The 17239-nt window shown below is 41.2% G+C and carries 11 protein-coding genes; 6 read left to right on the top strand and 5 right to left on the bottom strand.

Features of this window, described 5'->3' with window-relative positions; genetic code table 11:
* Window positions 1-45: 45 nt before the first annotated feature.
* The 3 genes from B2107_RS13645 to prfB all read right to left on the bottom strand — a co-directional run bounded on the left by B2107_RS13645 (window position 46) and on the right by prfB (window position 4331).
* A complete protein-coding gene (locus tag B2107_RS13645) occupies window positions 46-1347 on the bottom strand; it encodes a nucleotide sugar dehydrogenase (protein ID WP_293956204.1) in 1302 nt (433 codons plus the stop codon).
* A gap of 34 nt (window positions 1348-1381) precedes the next feature.
* Window positions 1382-2827 carry a glycosyltransferase gene (locus B2107_RS13640; protein WP_293956203.1) on the bottom strand — a complete coding sequence of 482 codons (1446 nt, stop codon included), beginning with the start codon at window positions 2825-2827 and terminating at the stop codon, window positions 1382-1384.
* A 420-nt stretch (window positions 2828-3247) separates the two neighbouring features.
* Window positions 3248-4331 (bottom strand): peptide chain release factor 2 gene (gene prfB / locus B2107_RS13635; RefSeq protein WP_293956202.1). Its coding sequence is split into 2 segments (ribosomal slippage): window positions 3248-4270 and window positions 4272-4331, totalling 1083 coding nucleotides; the frame shifts between segments, so codons are not numbered across the junction.
* 214 nt (window positions 4332-4545) lie between these two features.
* Here prfB and pgi point away from each other — a divergent pair.
* Window positions 4546-6213, top strand: coding sequence for a glucose-6-phosphate isomerase (gene pgi / locus B2107_RS13630; protein ID WP_293956201.1), 1668 nt, complete (start codon window positions 4546-4548; stop codon window positions 6211-6213).
* A 165-nt stretch (window positions 6214-6378) separates the two neighbouring features.
* Here the strand turns inward: pgi and B2107_RS13625 are convergent, their stop codons facing one another.
* Both B2107_RS13625 and B2107_RS13620 read right to left on the bottom strand, forming a co-directional pair.
* Window positions 6379-8295: a heavy metal translocating P-type ATPase gene (locus B2107_RS13625; protein ID WP_293956200.1), complete on the bottom strand. Its 1917-nt coding sequence runs from the start codon at window positions 8293-8295 to the stop codon at window positions 6379-6381.
* A 167-nt stretch (window positions 8296-8462) separates the two neighbouring features.
* The gene (locus tag B2107_RS13620; RefSeq protein WP_293956199.1) at window positions 8463-8804 is read right to left on the bottom strand and encodes a phage holin family protein; all 342 of its coding nucleotides are present in this window, start codon (window positions 8802-8804) and stop codon (window positions 8463-8465) included.
* Window positions 8805-9074: 270 nt separating this feature from the next.
* On the opposite strand from B2107_RS13620, the gene B2107_RS13615 reads away from it, so the two are divergent.
* From B2107_RS13615 to uvrA, 5 genes are all read left to right on the top strand, one after another.
* Window positions 9075-9500, top strand: a complete 426-nt coding sequence (locus tag B2107_RS13615; protein ID WP_293880058.1) for a DUF2147 domain-containing protein — start codon at window positions 9075-9077, stop codon at window positions 9498-9500.
* Window positions 9501-9654: 154 nt separating this feature from the next.
* A complete protein-coding gene (locus tag B2107_RS13610) occupies window positions 9655-10902 on the top strand; it encodes an ABC transporter permease (protein WP_293956198.1) in 1248 nt (415 codons plus the stop codon).
* 282 nt (window positions 10903-11184) lie between these two features.
* Window positions 11185-12375, top strand: coding sequence for a glycine C-acetyltransferase (gene kbl / locus B2107_RS13605; protein ID WP_293956197.1), 1191 nt, complete (start codon window positions 11185-11187; stop codon window positions 12373-12375).
* A gap of 78 nt (window positions 12376-12453) precedes the next feature.
* Window positions 12454-14259, top strand: a complete 1806-nt coding sequence (gene typA / locus B2107_RS13600; RefSeq protein WP_075990515.1) for a translational GTPase TypA — start codon at window positions 12454-12456, stop codon at window positions 14257-14259.
* 145 nt (window positions 14260-14404) lie between these two features.
* Complete coding sequence (gene uvrA / locus B2107_RS13595) at window positions 14405-17206, top strand: excinuclease ABC subunit UvrA (RefSeq protein WP_293956196.1); 2802 nt, start codon at window positions 14405-14407, stop codon at window positions 17204-17206.
* The last annotated feature ends 33 nt before the right edge of the window (window positions 17207-17239 follow it).

Genomic DNA, 17239 nt, shown 5'->3' with positions numbered 1-17239 from the left:
CGGCGCCACTCTAATTAAAAACGAATTATTTTCTGCCTAAATTTCTTACAATCGTGCATCTACTAATTTCCGATCAAGTATACCTTTGATATCAAATACAACAGAATTTTCCTTTTTCAGGTTGCTTAGATCTAAGTGTAAGAATTCTCTATGGCCTACAGCGAGTATAACAGCATCATAATCACCAATTTCCGGAAGAGTTGATAATAATTCAATATTGAAATGTGATTTTACGTCCTCCACATTAACCCAAGGATCATATGCTTCTACCTTTAAGCCGAATTCCTGAAGGTCGTGAATCATGTCAATAACCTTACTGTTTCTTATGTCAGGACAATTCTCTTTGAATGTAATACCTAATACCAGCGCTTTGGCTGCATCAAATTTGATGTTTTTCTGAATCATCAGCTTGACCACTTTTGAAGCGATGAACGAAGCGATCTGATCATTTACCTCTCTTCCAGATAATATAACGTGGGGATGATAACCCAGTTGTGTCGCTTTTTGAGCAAGATAATAGGGATCTACCGATATACAGTGCCCTCCGACTAATCCGGGCTTGAATCGGAGGAAATTATATTTGGTACCCGCCGCATCCAATACATCTTGGGTATCTATCCCTACACGATCAAAAATCAGGGCAAGCTCATTCATAAATGAAATATTTACATCACGCTGCGCATTTTCGATCACTTTGGCAGCTTCTGCTACCTTAATTGAGGGCGCTAAGTGGGTTCCGGCCTCAATAATTTTTTTATATAAGCTATCCACGGCTAATCCTGCTTCTGGGGTACTTCCTGAAGTCACTTTTACCACTTTCTGAAGCGAGTTAACTTTATCGCCGGGATTAATCCTTTCAGGAGAATAACCCACATAAAAGTCTTGATTGAATGTTAATCCCGAATATTTCTCCAAAACCGGTATACATTCCTCTTCCGTACAGCCGGGATAGACTGTCGATTCATAAATAACAAGATCGCCAGGATTTAACAGTTCGCCAATCATTTTTGATGCTCCGATTACTGGTGATAGGTCGGGTGAATTATAGCGGTCTATGGGAGTTGGGACTGTAACGATATAGACATTCGCATCTGAAATATCTGCAGTAAGATTACTCGCATCATAACCCTTACTTTGATTTGATGTAACAAACAAATCTCTAACACGAGCAAGTTCTTTCTTATCAGTCTCAAGGGTACGGTCAACCCCCTGTTTAAGCTCTTCAATACGTGTTTTATTGATATCAAATCCAATCACCGGGAAAAAATCGGAAAATGCTATTGCCAATGGCAACCCAACATATCCTTGGCCGATGACGGCAATTTTTTTTACCTGAAAATCTCTCATATATAGCTGTAAATATACGTTCTTTGCATTAATTTTATCCCCTTGTCAACCAACCTCTACGTCCCGCCGTTGCTATCGCATATGGTGTAATCCAAAATAAACTGAAAGCATAGAATATACTGTAGCTATAAGCCCAGAAAGCTTCTTTGGCATTTGCATTTTTAGAGGCAAAGAAATATGCCTGGATACTCGAGAATATTAAAATACCTACCAATGTTGAACTCAAGAACATCAATGGATAATGAAATACCGTCCAAAGCATAAGCAATAGCAATGGATAAGATAACAATACTTTTTTCCATTGCATAAGCAATAAGATACGCGCTCCCCATTTAGGACCTTGACGGAAATTTTTAAATGCAAATTTACTCATGGCAATATTCTCACGTACATTACTTCTTTCCCAACGGATAAACATCTTGTATAGATTTTTATAACGTACAGGTGTGTCCGTATAAACATATGCATTGGATTGAAATAAGACATGATATCCTTGTTTCAAAATCATATTGGTCATCGCACGATCTTCACCGATATCAGATGGCTGCCCCATAAATGTTTGATTGATCCAATCTTCTAAACAGTTCATGACAGCTTCTTTGCGGTACCCCGAAAGCGCTCCTGGTGTACACATGACGGTACCCAACATACTTTGTGCTGAACGTACAAATTCGAAGCTAAATACGAAGCTAACGTTGAGCATACGTGGAATGATTGCTTTTTTGGTATTTAACACACGCACATTTCCAGCTACCGCACCACACTCTTTATTGGTTACAAAAGGGCTTGCCATATTTCGTATGGTGTCCTTTTTTACAATTGAGTCACTGTCCACTGTAATAAAGATCTCTCCTGTTCCTAATTTAAAACCACGGTATAGGGCATGTCTTTTACCCATGTTCTTAGGCTGTTTATAGATGTCTACGCGGTCACCAAGTTCTGTTTTGGCACGTTGTATCCACTCAAAAGTGTTATCCTTACTACCGTCGTCAATGGCGATAATTTGCAATTTTTTTTCTGGATAATCGCTGTTTGCCAAGCTATGTAAAGTATCGTATACCAGTTGTCCTTCATTATACGCTGGCACAATGATAGTACATGTAGGCAGTTCTTCGTCAGACACCGATGCAATTGGCTTATATTTCCGATGGAGTACAATCAGAAAAATTAAAAAACTGATAGCAATAACGGCAAGTAATATACCTAATCCGATCACAAATGTACCGCCGATACTATCTAAACGTTGGAAACGTAACGCATCAAAGTCGGGTTGAAGCATGTATACGCCAAAGACCGACGCAAATAAGATGAAAAATGTTGCTCCAACAATACCATACTCTTTAGGACCAAAGTTACTTTCTTCCTCTTTGCGAACTTTATTTTCAGATCGCTTTTCTGCTGCATTTACATCATATACAGCAGGCTGCCATTGCTTGGTCATCTGCTTGGATACGATCGAGTTTTCTTTCATGTAATTCATAACCGTTCTATTTTAGATACACATTCGTTTTTTCAATCTTTAATTTGATATCGCTTCTGATATCTTTTGTAATGAAAATATTACGATTCCATAAACGCAAAACACATGCCTTTATTTTGTGCCAAAAATCAGGTTCGATCTATTAATGTAACGTTCTTGATACAATATGTTTTGATTCAAAATGTTGATTATTAATGGTTTATTTTTTAATTGTTTAGGATGTTACGTGAAATGTGACATCAATTGAATGGATAGATTTTTAAGATTTTTTAACATTTATTGGCTTTTTTTCAATGTATTCTGTCAGTATTTGTAGTTGACTGTTTACGAAAGGGGGCACTTTAACAATTGAAAAAAGAATGAAAAAAAAAAGACGCTCGCTAATGCGGGCGTCTTTCGGGTCATCAATTTTCTAATTTTTTACCCGCCAAATTCCATGAGGTAATTTTTCAGGAAATCATTGAGATCACCGTCTAACACAGCTTGTGTATTGGATGTCTCGTAATTTGTCCGTAAATCTTTAATTAACTTATAGGGATGTAAAACATAGTTTCGAATTTGGGAACCCCATTCGATTTTCTTTTTATTCCCTTCAATAGCAGCTGTAGCTTCCTGGCGTTTACGCATTTCAATCTCATATAGCTGTGATTTCAATAAACGCATCGCATTTTCCTTGTTTTGCAATTGCGATCTGGATTCCTGATTCTTAATAATAATACCCGTGGGCTTGTGGTGTAATCGAACTGCGGTTTCCACTTTATTTACATTCTGCCCACCTGCACCACCAGAACGGAAAGTATCCCATTCAATTTCAGAATCTTTCACATCGATCTCAATATTATCATCGATCAAGGGATAGACATAGACTGATGCAAAAGAGGTGTGGCGTTTTGCGTTGGAATCAAATGGGGAAATCCGGACGAGCCTATGTACACCGTTTTCTCCCTTGAGGTAGCCGTAAGCAAAATCACCCGATATCTGAAGAGTAACACTCTTGATGCCGGCTACATCACCTTCCTGAGAATCTTGCTCGGTTACTTTATAACCGTTTTTCTCACCCCACATAATATACATCCGCATCAGCATGGCAGCCCAGTCGCAGCTTTCAGTACCGCCTGCACCGGCAGTAATCTGTAAGATTGCATCCAGCTGATCTTCTTCAGCACTAAGCATATTTTTAAATTCTAGCTCCTCGACTTTTTCTAAAGCGAGTTGATATTGGTCGTCCACTTCCTTTTCGCTCGCATCGCCCGATTGGTAGAATTCATACATGACATAGGCGTCTTCAACCGCCGCTGCAACTTCGTCGAAGTGGTCTGTCCATACCTTTTGGTTTTTTATGGCCAGAAGTATTTTCTCTGCCGCTTTGGAATCATCCCAAAAACTTGCTTCAAGCGTAATCGCTTGATCTCTTTCTATTTCTTCTTTGCGTGCATCGATGTCAAAGATGCCTCCTCAGGGAAGTCACACGATCCCTCAAGTCTTGAATTTGTTCTTTTGTCATATCCGCTAAAGTATAAATTTTAATTAATAAATTCATGCCCCTATCAAGAACTTAACGTTGAATATCCGTTGGTAAATAGGGATATGTGACCTTTTTTTTTTAGTTTTGGTATTGACAGCAGAATAAACCTTCATTTGAGGAGCTACACTCCGTGTATTATAGCGATCTAGAAGGCTCTTATTGATGTTTAAAACAAATATTTTAGTAAGAACAGATGTTTCCAAAAATTAACTTTACACAGACGCAAGCCTTTAAGGATCTTACCCAGCATTTTGGATCTTTATTTGGGCCATATAGTAATGATTTAAAAGATCTACGCCAACTTTTTGCAGAGGATTCTGCACGCTTCGATAAATTTTCAATAGCATTTGAAGACATTCTTTTAGATTATTCCAAGAATAGCATTACGGAAGATACGAGAGCACTTTTGGTGCGTCTGGCTGAGGAATGCGGTCTTTCTGAGGCAATAGAGGCGATGTTTTCGGGCGAGCGTATTAATGTTACCGAGAATAGGCCCGTGTTACACACGGCCTTGCGGAACCAGTCTGATCAACCCATTTTCGTGGATGGTCAAGATGTGATGCCTGATGTTAAACGTGTATTGGCGCAGATGAGAGCTTTTACAGAAAATATCCTATCTGGTCATTGGAAAGGATATACGGGCAAAGCGATAACCGATGTGGTCAATATCGGGATTGGTGGTTCAGATCTCGGTCCCGTAATGGTAACAGAGGCCCTTAAGGCTTATAAAACACACTTAAATGTACATTTTGTTTCCAATGTGGACGGGACACATATTGCTGAAACTTTGAAAGCTGTAGATCCTGAAACCACGTTGTTCCTGATTGCTTCAAAGACGTTCACCACACAGGAAACGATGGCCAATGCCCATACAGCCAAAGACTGGTTTTTGGCAAGTGGCGCTCTTGAACAAGACGTCGCTAAGCATTTTGCGGCATTGAGCACCAATACACAAGCAGTACAAAGCTTTGGAATAGATACCCAAAATATGTTTGAATTTTGGGACTGGGTTGGCGGGCGTTATTCGCTTTGGTCAGCAATAGGTCTTTCTATCAGTCTGGCAATAGGTTTTGATCGTTTTGAGGAGCTACTAAAAGGTGCCTACGATGCCGATGTTCATTTCAAAGAAACTTCTTTTGAATCCAATATTCCGGTCATATTGGCGTTGCTTGGTGTATGGTACAATAATTTTTTCCAAGCAGAAAGCCATGCAATTCTTCCGTACGATCAATACCTACACCGTTTTGCTGCCTATTTCCAACAAGGTGATATGGAAAGTAATGGAAAATATATCGATAGGAATGGCGAACAAGTGCACTATCAGACTGGCCCAATTATCTGGGGTGAGCCTGGTACAAACGGACAGCATGCGTTCTATCAATTAATCCATCAGGGGACTAAGTTGATACCATGCGATTTTATTGCGCCTGCGAATAGTCTTAATCCTATTGGAAATCATCATCAATTGTTGCTGTCCAATTTTTTTGCGCAGACCGAGGCGCTAATGAATGGTAAAACAGCGGAAGAAGTGGTTGCCGAACTCAAGAAGGCTGGGAAATCAGATCAAGATATAGAAGCACTTAAAGCTTATAAAGTTTTTTCGGGGAATCGCCCAACGAATTCCATTTTATTGAAAAAAATGACGCCACGTACATTGGGAAGACTTGTTGCATTTTATGAACACAAGATCTTTGTCCAAGGTGTGATCTGGAATATTTATAGTTTTGATCAATGGGGCGTTGAACTAGGTAAACAGTTGGCCAATCAAATCCTTCCGGAATTAAATGATGACAACAGGGTGTCAAGCCACGATTCTTCTACCAATGGACTGATCAATGCGTACAAGGCTTGGCGGGATTAAAATTTCTGCGATCTGATGTAGATCATGGGTGAAACATAGGAAGCGGGGCTGTTCAACGTTGGACAGCCCCACTTTTTTTTAATTATGGGTGTATTCGACCACAATATTTTTCAACGATCTAATTTGTATAACTGTTACCATCTGATTTTTTGGATAACTTCATTGCTATACTTTTTTATGCTGTATTCGGATAGCATTTAAAATCGCCAAGAGTGCGACTCCGACATCCGCTATAACCGCTTCCCAAAGTGTTGCAACACCACCGGCACCAAGGATCAAAACAATGACCTTTACGCCCATTGCCAAGATTACATTCTGCCAGACAATATTGCGGGTTATTTTTCCGATTTTTATAGCCGATAAGATCTTGTTGGGCTCATCGTTCTGGATGACAATATCAGCTGTTTCTATTGTCGCATCAGCACCCAGTCCACCCATTGCGATGCCTACCTGTGCTAACGCAACTACTGGTGCATCATTCACACCATCACCGGCAAAGGCAACATGGCGCCCCTGATCGAGCAGTTGTTGTACATGGCTAACCTTATCCTCGGGGAGGAGGTCACCATAGGCCTCGTTCAGTCCCAGCTCTTTGGCTACCTCGTTTACTACCGCTGTTTTATCGCCAGATAACATGACTGTATAAAGACCTTCCGCACGCATCGCCTGAATAACGGCCTTCGATCCTGGTTTAATCCGGTCTGCAACAGTTATATAACCTGCATATTTGCCGTCGATGGCAAGCATCACAATGGAATATACCATTTTCCTCAAATCATCCGGGTAGCTAATGTTATATTTGTCCAATAGCTTGCTGTTGCCTGCTAGTGTTTGCTTTCCATTCACCGTAGCACAAAGTCCATGACCTGCAATTTCCTGAATATTTTCCGTTTTTAGGGCTGTGCTGCCTGGATTATAGCTGGCTATCGCCTTTGCAATGGGATGTGTGGAATGTACCTCTATTGCTTTTGCATAATCCAATAATTCTTGGGGATCTCCATTGACTGCAACAACCTCCGTTACTTCAAATACCCCCGCTGTGAGTGTACCTGTTTTATCCATTACTACAGTATCAACTGCGGTAATGGCATCGAGGAAGTTGCCTCCCTTAAATAATATTCCGTTTCGGGAGGCTAAGCCTATGCCTCCAAAATACCCCAAGGGGATAGAAACAACCAGCGCACAGGGGCAGCTAATCACCAAGAAGACCAAACTCCGATAGAACCAGTCCTTAAAACTATAGTCTTGCACAAAGCATAGGGGCACAATAAGTACCAATAGAGCAAGGCCAAAGATTATGGGGACATATACTTTAGCAAATTTGGCAATAAACAACTGCGTTTTGGATTTACGTGCTGTAGCATCTTGTACCATTTCGAGAATTTTGCTCAACTTGCTATCCTCAAATTTGTTGGAGACCTCGATTTCCACAACCGTTTCCAAATTAATCATCCCCGCAAAAACCGTTTCACCCCTATATTTTGTGTCAGGTTTACTCTCTCCCGTCAAAGCCGCGGTATTAAATGTGGCCTTCTCTGTGTTTAACTTACCATCAAGGGCCACCTTTTCGCCTGCTTTTACCAAGATGGTGTCGCCAGGTAAGACAGTTTTTGGATTTACTTGTTGTTGTTGTCCATTTCGCACTACAGTCACAGTATCGGGACGGATATCCAATAGTGATTTGATCGATTTTTTGGCATTGTCTACGGCGGTGTCCTGAAACCATTCTCCGATTTGGTAGAATACCATCACCGCAACACCTTCTTCAAATTCTCCAATAGCGAATGCACCTAAGGTCGCCACAGTCATCAAAAAGAATTCATTAAAAATATCCCCCCTTTTTGCCTTACGGAAAGCCATCAGGATAACGGGTATTCCCGCAAGCAGGTAAGCGATGCTATTTAAGGCCAAACTGATTCCCGACGGAAGAGTGATCTTGAAAGCATATTTCAGTAGAAGTAAAGTAAGCAGGATGAAAAGAGCGATGAGCAACTTGCTCTGTGCAATCCACCAAGGCTGCTCCTCTGTGGTGGAGGAGTGCTCGTGTGTGGCATTGCTATGCTCGTGGTTGTGTTCACACATATATTAGCGTTTCTTTTTAAAAATTAAATTTAACGATTTCTGCCGTAAATAGCGAGCGGATTGCAGATAGGGATGTGGTATTAATAGGCTGAGGTTAAGAATAAGAAATAAAAAAGGCGTTCATATCAATTGATTTGAACACCTTCAACTACGTAATATAATGTATTTTAATCTTTTGATATACTACCAACAATCATTTCTAATAGGGCAACGACGATGGCAAATAGCGCGGCAGTCCAAAAGCCATCTACATCAAATTTTGAACCGAGTAGCCAATCTGACAGCAGAACCATCAATACAGTAATAATAAAGGATACTAAACCCAGCGTTAGCCAATTTAACGGGAACGTAAATAACCGTAAAATCGATCCTACAGTTGCGTTGACAAATCCAATCACAAGTCCGGTAACAATGGCCCAGCCAAATCCAGCAACATGAGCGCCCGGGACAAGCCAGCAGGCAACTGCCACGACCAACCCGGTAAGTAGAAGACTAATAATAAATTTCATAATATGTGCTAATTTATGTAAATAGTTAAAAAAGAAATAATATGATTATAATGTTGCAAACCCAATGCCAAACTTTATTTATCGAATGAATTCTGGGTATTGCGAAGAAAAGGCTTTTTATACGGGTTAGCGGCTGAATCGGATAATCATTTTTTATTGGTAACTAGCTGTAGTTTTATATTGAATATATGCGGGCATAGTAAATATTTCTTATCTTTATTTATAAAGAATTTATACAGAGCTTCACATGCTCATAAAAATAATAAACCCATGAAGAAAATTATGATGTCATTCCTAATGTTGCTGATTACAGTAACATTATTTGCGCAAACAGATCCCATCATCGGAAAATGGGAAAATCCAAGTGGCGAAGGCCGTGTTGAAATTTACAAAAAAGGCGATAAGTTTTTTGGTAAACTGTATTGGCTCAAATTTCCAAACAACGAAGCAGGTCAGCCAAAGAAAGATATAAAAAATCCCGATAAAGCACTACAGGGCAGAAATGTACAAGGCCTGGAGATCTTGACCAATTTTGAAAAAGATGGCAGTACCTATGTTGACGGAAAGATTTATGACCCCAAATCAGGCAAAACATATAGCTGTAAGATGACGCTTAAGGGGGATAAGCTTGATATCAGGGGCTATATGGGCGTGAGCCTGCTCGGACGTACAGAGACATGGAAAAGAATTCATTAAGAATTGTAACAGCCGCAAAATCGGCATAATCCGCTAGCAAGCATAGCTGCGGTCACGGCCAAAAAGGCAATTTATTCCATAGCAGTAAATTGCCTTTTTGGTTTTGTGCGGGAATTACAGTATTTTCATCCCTACAAATCCTAATATTAGCTTTATGGCCGTAAAAATGTCTTATGTTGAGAATGTCAAGCTTGCACTACAGTCTATTGTAGGAAATAAGCTGCGCACATTTTTGACAGCACTGATTATTGCCATAGGAATGATGGCTCTTATAGGGGTGCTGACCTCGATAGATGCCATGAAGAATTCCCTGACAGATTCCTTTTCATCGATGGGGTCAAACTCTTTTAACATCCGCAACCGGGGGCTCAATGTTCGCATCGGGAATGAGGGGACGCGCTCCAAAGTCTTCGCTAATATAACCTATGCGCAGTCCGCTCGATTTAAACAAGATTTTCACTTTAATGCGTTGACATCAGTTAGTGCCAATGTGAGCTGGACTACGACTGCAAAATTTCAATCCAAAAAGACAAACCCCAATATCGGCCTGATAGGTACCGATGAAAATTATCTACAGACCTCGGGTTATGTTATCAGCGAAGGCCGTAATTTTTCCACTAGGGAGGTAGAAACCGGCAGTGGTGTTATTATCATCGGCAGTGAAGTCAGTAAAATGCTTTTCAATGAAATCATTGATCCCGTGGGGCAGTTTATTACCGTTAACAATATCCGTTATTTGGTTATCGGGGTATTAAAAAGTAAAGGTTCCTCTGCGGGGATGGGGGGAGATAGGGCATGTTTTATTCCGCTGATCAAGGCAAGGTCGGTGATGCAGGGTGCCGAGCCGTCCTATGTGATCACGGTTTCTTCCAACGATCCGATGCGATTGGAAGCGGCCATTGGCGAAGCTACTATCGTGTTTAGAAATATTCGTGGATTGGCCTCCAGGCAAACCAACGATTTTGAAATTACCAAGTCCGATGCGGTTGCCCAGATGCTGATGCAGAATATGGCAATGGTCACTTTAGGAGCTGTAGTGATTGCCTTTATCACCCTTGTAGGGGCTTCAATCGGATTGATGAATATTATGCTTGTTTCGGTCACCGAGCGGACACGTGAGATCGGCATACGTAAGGCAATCGGTGCAACACCGAGTGTTATCCGTAAACAATTTTTGATGGAAGCCATTGTGATTTGCATGATCGGTGGTGTTGCCGGAATTTTTATAGGTATTCTGATCGGTAATATCCTAGCCCTGCAGCTCGGTACATCTTTTATAATACCGTGGGGAGCGATTATTATGGGCTTTGCGGTATGTGGACTCGTTGGTATGTTGTCGGGTTATTACCCAGCCTCAAAAGCATCTAAACTGGATCCGGTCGATGCGCTCCGATACGAATAACCTATCCCTCTGCTTTCAGTAATTTAATTGCTTTTAGGAGCGATAAGAAATTACTTTTAAGAAACATAAGACCTTTTGTTACACGATGGCTTTTACGCTTGTTCGTGTTTTTTTTATTGGCGCTGCAGAGCGGGGACAAAAGCGCATTTTATGCAATCGGTTTAATATTACCAAATCATTGATTTGGGATAAATTCTCCGTGAATAACGTTCATCTGGGAAGGTAACACAAGTTATTCCAATGAAAAAACTGTAATATTGTACAAAAAATTAAAATCGAATTATGTACACAACATTACAACCAGTTTTAGCAAAGGAATTGGAAGCAATCAAAGAAGCGGGATTGTATAAACAAGAGCGCGTGATCGTTACCCCCCAAGGAGCAGACATCAAAGTGAGTACAGGACAAGAAGTTGTCAATTTTTGTGCGAACAATTATTTGGGTCTGTCTTCGCACCCAAAAGTAATTGAAGCTGCTAAGAAGGCGATTGATACCCACGGTTATGGAATGTCTTCCGTACGTTTTATCTGTGGTACCCAAGATGTGCATAAAGAGTTAGAAGCAAAAATTTCTACGTTTCTCGGAACAGAAGATACTATTTTATATGCAGCAGCATTCGACGCGAATGGTGGTGTATTTGAGCCGTTATTTGGGGCTGAGGATGCGATCATTTCTGACGAATTAAATCATGCCTCTATCATTGACGGTGTTCGTTTGTGTAAAGCACAACGTTTCCGCTATAAAAATGCAGATATGGCTGATTTGGAAGCACAATTGCAGGCTGCGTCCGGCGCTCGACATAAAATCATTGTTACAGATGGCGCATTTTCGATGGATGGATCTGTCGCTCCACTGGATAAGATCTGTGATCTAGCAGATAAATACCAGGCGCTCGTGATGATCGATGAATCGCATTGTACCGGTTTTATCGGAGCAACTGGACGTGGTACACACGAGCTTTTCAACGTGATTGATCGCGTAGATATCATTACAGGTACGTTGGGTAAGGCGCTAGGCGGTGCTTCTGGTGGTTTCACTTCTGGCAAAAAAGAAATCATCGATTTGTTACGTCAGCGTTCACGTCCCTATTTATTTTCGAATACTTTAGCACCCGCAATTGCAGGGGCTTCTGTAGCGGTCTTGGATATGCTGAGTGAGACAACGGCACTGCGCGATAAATTGGAATCCAATACAACTTATTTTCGTGAAAAAATGACAGCTGCTGGATTTGATATCAAACCAGGTTTCCATCCAATCGTGCCTGTGATGCTGTATGACGCAAAATTAGCGCAGGAATTCGCATCCAAGATGTTAGACGAGGGAATTTATGTGATCGGTTTTTACTATCCTGTTGTACCTCAGGGAAAAGCTCGTATCCGTGTGCAGATTTCGGCAGGACATGAAGTTGCTCACCTGGATAAAGCAATCGCCGCCTTTACCAAAGTAGGTAAAGAATTAGGTGTAATTAAATAAAATACACATAGTTATAAATTTTGTGGTGCAAAATGTTTATCTTTGCACCCTAAAATTTTATAAAAATATTCTTGCTCAATGCAAAACATTAGAAACATTGCGATCATCGCTCACGTCGACCACGGTAAAACTACGCTTGTAGACAAAATTTTATATTTTACCAATCAATTCAGAGAAAATGAAAATGCTGGTGAATTAATCCTAGACAATAATGATTTAGAGCGTGAGCGCGGGATCACTATTGTATCTAAGAACGTATCAGTAACATATAAAGGTGTTAAAATCAATATCATCGATACACCAGGTCACGCCGATTTCGGTGGTGAGGTTGAACGTGTATTGAAGATGGCCGATGGGGTAGTACTATTGGTAGATGCTTTTGAAGGTCCAATGCCTCAAACACGTTTCGTTACAGGTAAAGCTTTAGGCTTGGGTATTAAACCTATCGTTGTTGTCAATAAAGTCGATAAAGAAAACTGTCGTCCTGAAGAAGTATACGAACATGTTTTTGACTTATTCTTCAACTTAGGAGCTACTGAAGAACAATTGGATTTCCCGGTATTATATGGTTCTTCAAAACAAGGATGGATGTCTACAGACTGGAAAAATCGTACCGAAGACTTCACTGACTTATTGGAAGCTATCATCAAATATATCCCTGCTCCAGAAGTATCTGAAGGTACTTTGCAGATGCAGGTAACATCATTGGATTACTCAACTTTCGTCGGACGTATCGCTATCGGTCGTGTGGCTCGTGGTACAATCAAAGAAAATCAGCCGGTTTCTTTGGTGAAACGCGACGGAAAAGTTGTAAAATCAAGAGTTAAAGAGCTACAGGTATTTGAAGGCCTGGGCCGTATTAAGGTATCTGAAGTACATGCAGGTGATATCTGTGCTGTAGTAGGTATTGAAGGTTTCGATATCGGTGATACAATCGCAGATTTCGAAAATCCGGAGCAATTGGAAGTTATCAGCATTGATGAACCAACAATGAACATGTTGTTCACGATCAATAACTCGCCTTTCTTCGGTAAAGAAGGTAAATTGGTTACATCACGTAACATCTACGATCGTTTACAAAAAGAGCTGGAGAAAAACTTAGCACTACGCGTAGTTCCTACGGAATCTCCAGATGCTTGGTTGGTATACGGACGTGGTATCCTTCACTTGTCCGTATTGATCGAAACAATGCGTCGTGAGGGTTATGAGTTGCAAGTAGGCCAGCCACAAGTTATCATCAAAGAAATCGATGGACAAAAATGTGAGCCAATCGAAGAACTGGTTGTTGATGTACCTTCTGATGTCTCAGGAAAAGTAATTGAGTTGGTTACGCAACGTAAAGGTGAGTTGTTGATTATGGAAGCTAGAGGGGATATGCAACATCTTGAGTTCTCAATTCCTTCACGTGGTATCATCGGTTTACGTAACAACGTATTGACAGCAACAGCGGGTGAAGCTGTTATGGCGCACCGTTTGAAAGGTTATGAGCCTTGGAAAGGTACAATTCCTGGTCGTTTGGCCGGTGTATTGATCTCTTTGGATACAGGTTCAACAACTGCTTACTCCATCGATAAATTACAAGACCGTGGTCGTTTCTTCGTAGATCCAGGTGTGGATGTATACGAGGGACAAATTTTAGGTGAGCACATCCGTGACAATGATTTAACAATCAACGTGACAAAAGGAAAACAGTTGACAAATATGCGTGCTTCTGGTTCTGATGACAACACCCGTATTGCACCGGCAATCAAATTCTCATTGGAAGAATGTATGGAGTATATTCAAGCCGACGAGTATATTGAGGTGACACCACAATCAATGCGTCTACGTAAAATCTATTTGACTGAAAACGAGCGTAAAGTTAACGCGAAGAAATTTCAATAGTCAATAGTAGGACATTATACATAAAAAGGCCATCGAATATTTTATTCGATGGCTTTTTTATGTACTAAAGAAAACCGAACTGCTTTTTAATTCGCAGGAATATAATCAGCCATAATACGTAACTTTGTGTGAGATAAGGATTATTATGAGTAAACAGGTGGAGCATACTCCAAAAGAATATATTCAGATAAAGGGAGCAAGAGTTAATAACTTAAAGAATATTGACGTTGATATCCCTAAAAATAAACTAGTTGTTATCACTGGAATGTCGGGCTCAGGAAAATCCTCCTTAGCCTTTGATACGCTTTATGCTGAGGGCCAACGACGCTATGTCGAAAGTCTCTCTTCCTATGCCAGACAATTTATGGGGCGGATGAACAAACCGGAGGTGGATTACATCAAAGGTATTGCTCCAGCAATTGCCATTGAGCAACGTGTCATTACCTCCAACCCCCGCTCGACGGTAGGCACATCGACGGAGATCTATGACTATCTGAAGTTGTTATATGCCCGTATCGGAAAGACAATTTCTCCTATATCCGGTCGTGAAGTGACGAAAGACAGTGTGAGCTCAGTGGTGGATTTTGCGCTGAATTTAGGCGATGATACCACTGTGACGCTTCTTGCTCCGCTCATTCCCTCTCATGGGCGTAAGTTAAAGGAAGAACTTTCTCTACTCTTGCAGAAAGGTTTTGTGCGTATTTTCTACGGAGATCGTATGCAGAAAGTTGAAGCTGTGATAGAGGACAAGGCCATCGCCAATAAGGACCTCCAAGATGGAGAAGTGCTTATTGTTGTCGACCGCGTGCGTATTGAACAGGATGATGATACGGTAAATCGACTTTCTGATTCTATCCAAACTGGTTTTTTCGAAGGTAAGGGTGAACTCTATATGGAAGAAAATGGTCAGCGCCATCATTTCTCCCATAAATTTGAACTCGACGGAATAACATTTGAAGAGCCTACTCCCAATTTCTTCAGTTTTAATAACCCTTATGGTGCCTGTCGCCGATGTGAAGGTTACGGTAAAATCATTGGTATTGATCCCGATCTTGTTATTCCCGACAAAAGCCGGTCGGTGTACGACGGCGCAATAGCACCTTGGCGAGGAGAGAAAATGGGCGAGTGGCTACAAAAGCTTGTTAAAAGTTCATTAAAGTTCGATTTTCCGATACATCGTGCCTACATGGATCTGACTAAGGCGCAAAAGGAGCTCTTGTGGACAGGAAATAAATATTTTGCTGGTCTTACGCAGTTCTTTGAAGAGCTCGAATCCCAGACCTATAAAATTCAATACCGGGTGATGTTATCTCGCTATCGTGGGAAGACAGATTGCCCAGACTGCCGTGGCACACGATTACGGAAGGATGCGACTTACGTGAAAGTTGGCGGAAAATCCATCACAGATGTTGTATTGATGCCTTTAGAAGAGGCGCTGGAATTCTTTAAAAATTTGCCACTGGTGGGTAATGAACTGGTCATTGCCAAAAGACTGCTGGCTGAAATTAATAACAGATTGCAATTTTTGTGCGATGTTGGATTAAGTTACCTAACCTTGAATCGGCTTTCAAATACGCTTTCAGGTGGAGAGTCGCAGCGAATCAATCTGGCGACTTCCTTGGGAAGTTCGCTTGTAGGTTCTATTTATGTATTGGACGAACCAAGTATCGGTCTCCATCCGCGTGATACACAGCGCCTGATTTCTGTACTGAAATCACTTCGCGATGTGGGTAACACCGTGGTTGTAGTCGAACATGAGCAAGAGATGATGGAATCTGCGGATTATCTGATTGACATCGGACCTGAAGCAGGTATTCATGGCGGTGAGATGGTCTTTGCGGGTACCTATCAGCAGATTCTAAAGGATGGTAAAAGCTTGACCGGTCAATACCTGAGTGGAAAAAGCCGGATTGAAGTCCCTAAGAAACGCCGTTCGTGGACCAATAGCGTTACCATTAAGGGTGCCCATGAAAATAATTTGCAGGGAATTGATGTACAATTTCCATTAAATACGTTCACTGTCGTCACCGGTGTTTCGGGATCCGGTAAAACCTCGTTGGTGAAGCGTATCCTTTATCCTGCATTGCAGAAGTCTATTGGCAATTACTCCGGGGAACAAACGGGTATTTATGATGCGATTGAGGGAGATATTGCCCGAGTTGAACAAGTTGAAATGGTCGATCAAAACCCGATTGGCCGTTCGTCGAGGTCCAATCCGGTCACGTATGTGAAAGCTTGGGATGAAATCAGGGCTTTATATGCCAGTCAGGCACCAGCTAAAGCTGCCGGATTGAAACCTGCTGCATTTTCATTTAATGTTGAAGGTGGACGATGCGATGTCTGCCAGGGTGAAGGCGAAGTTAAAATTGAAATGCAATTTATGGCTGATATTGTTTTACCCTGTGAGGCCTGTGGTGGAAAACGATTTAAGCAGTTTGTACTTGATGTACAGTACAAAAATAAGTCGGTCGCAGATGTTCTCGAGCTAAGTGTTGATGAAGCGATCATATTCTTTGCAGACCAGCCTAAAATATTGGCCAAACTGCAGCCTCTACAGGATGTCGGACTGGGCTATGTTAAACTCGGTCAATCGTCGAGTACCCTATCGGGAGGTGAAGCCCAACGGATCAAGCTCGCTTCTTTCTTAATCAAAGGAAATAATAGCAAGAAGACACTCTTTATCTTTGATGAGCCAACGACAGGCTTGCATTTTCAGGATATCAAAAAGCTCTTGAAATCATTTGATGCATTGATTGCTTTAGGGAACAGTATCTTGGTGATTGAACACAATATGGATATGATTAAATCGGCCGACTGGGTCATTGATATTGGTCCTGAAGGCGGAAATAAAGGCGGTAAACTCGTTTTTGCGGGTCTTCCCGAAGAACTAATTCAATGTAAAGATTCTTATACAGGGCAATTTTTAAAAGCACATTTAAAAGATTAAACCCTACTTTAGCCTGTGAAATTGATAAAACAA

Origin of the sequence: Sphingobacterium sp. UBA7855 (assembly GCA_002500745.1) — a bacterium.
Taxonomy (GTDB): Bacteria; Bacteroidota; Bacteroidia; order Sphingobacteriales; family Sphingobacteriaceae; genus Sphingobacterium.
This window is presented reverse-complemented; position numbering and strand designations above follow the sequence as displayed.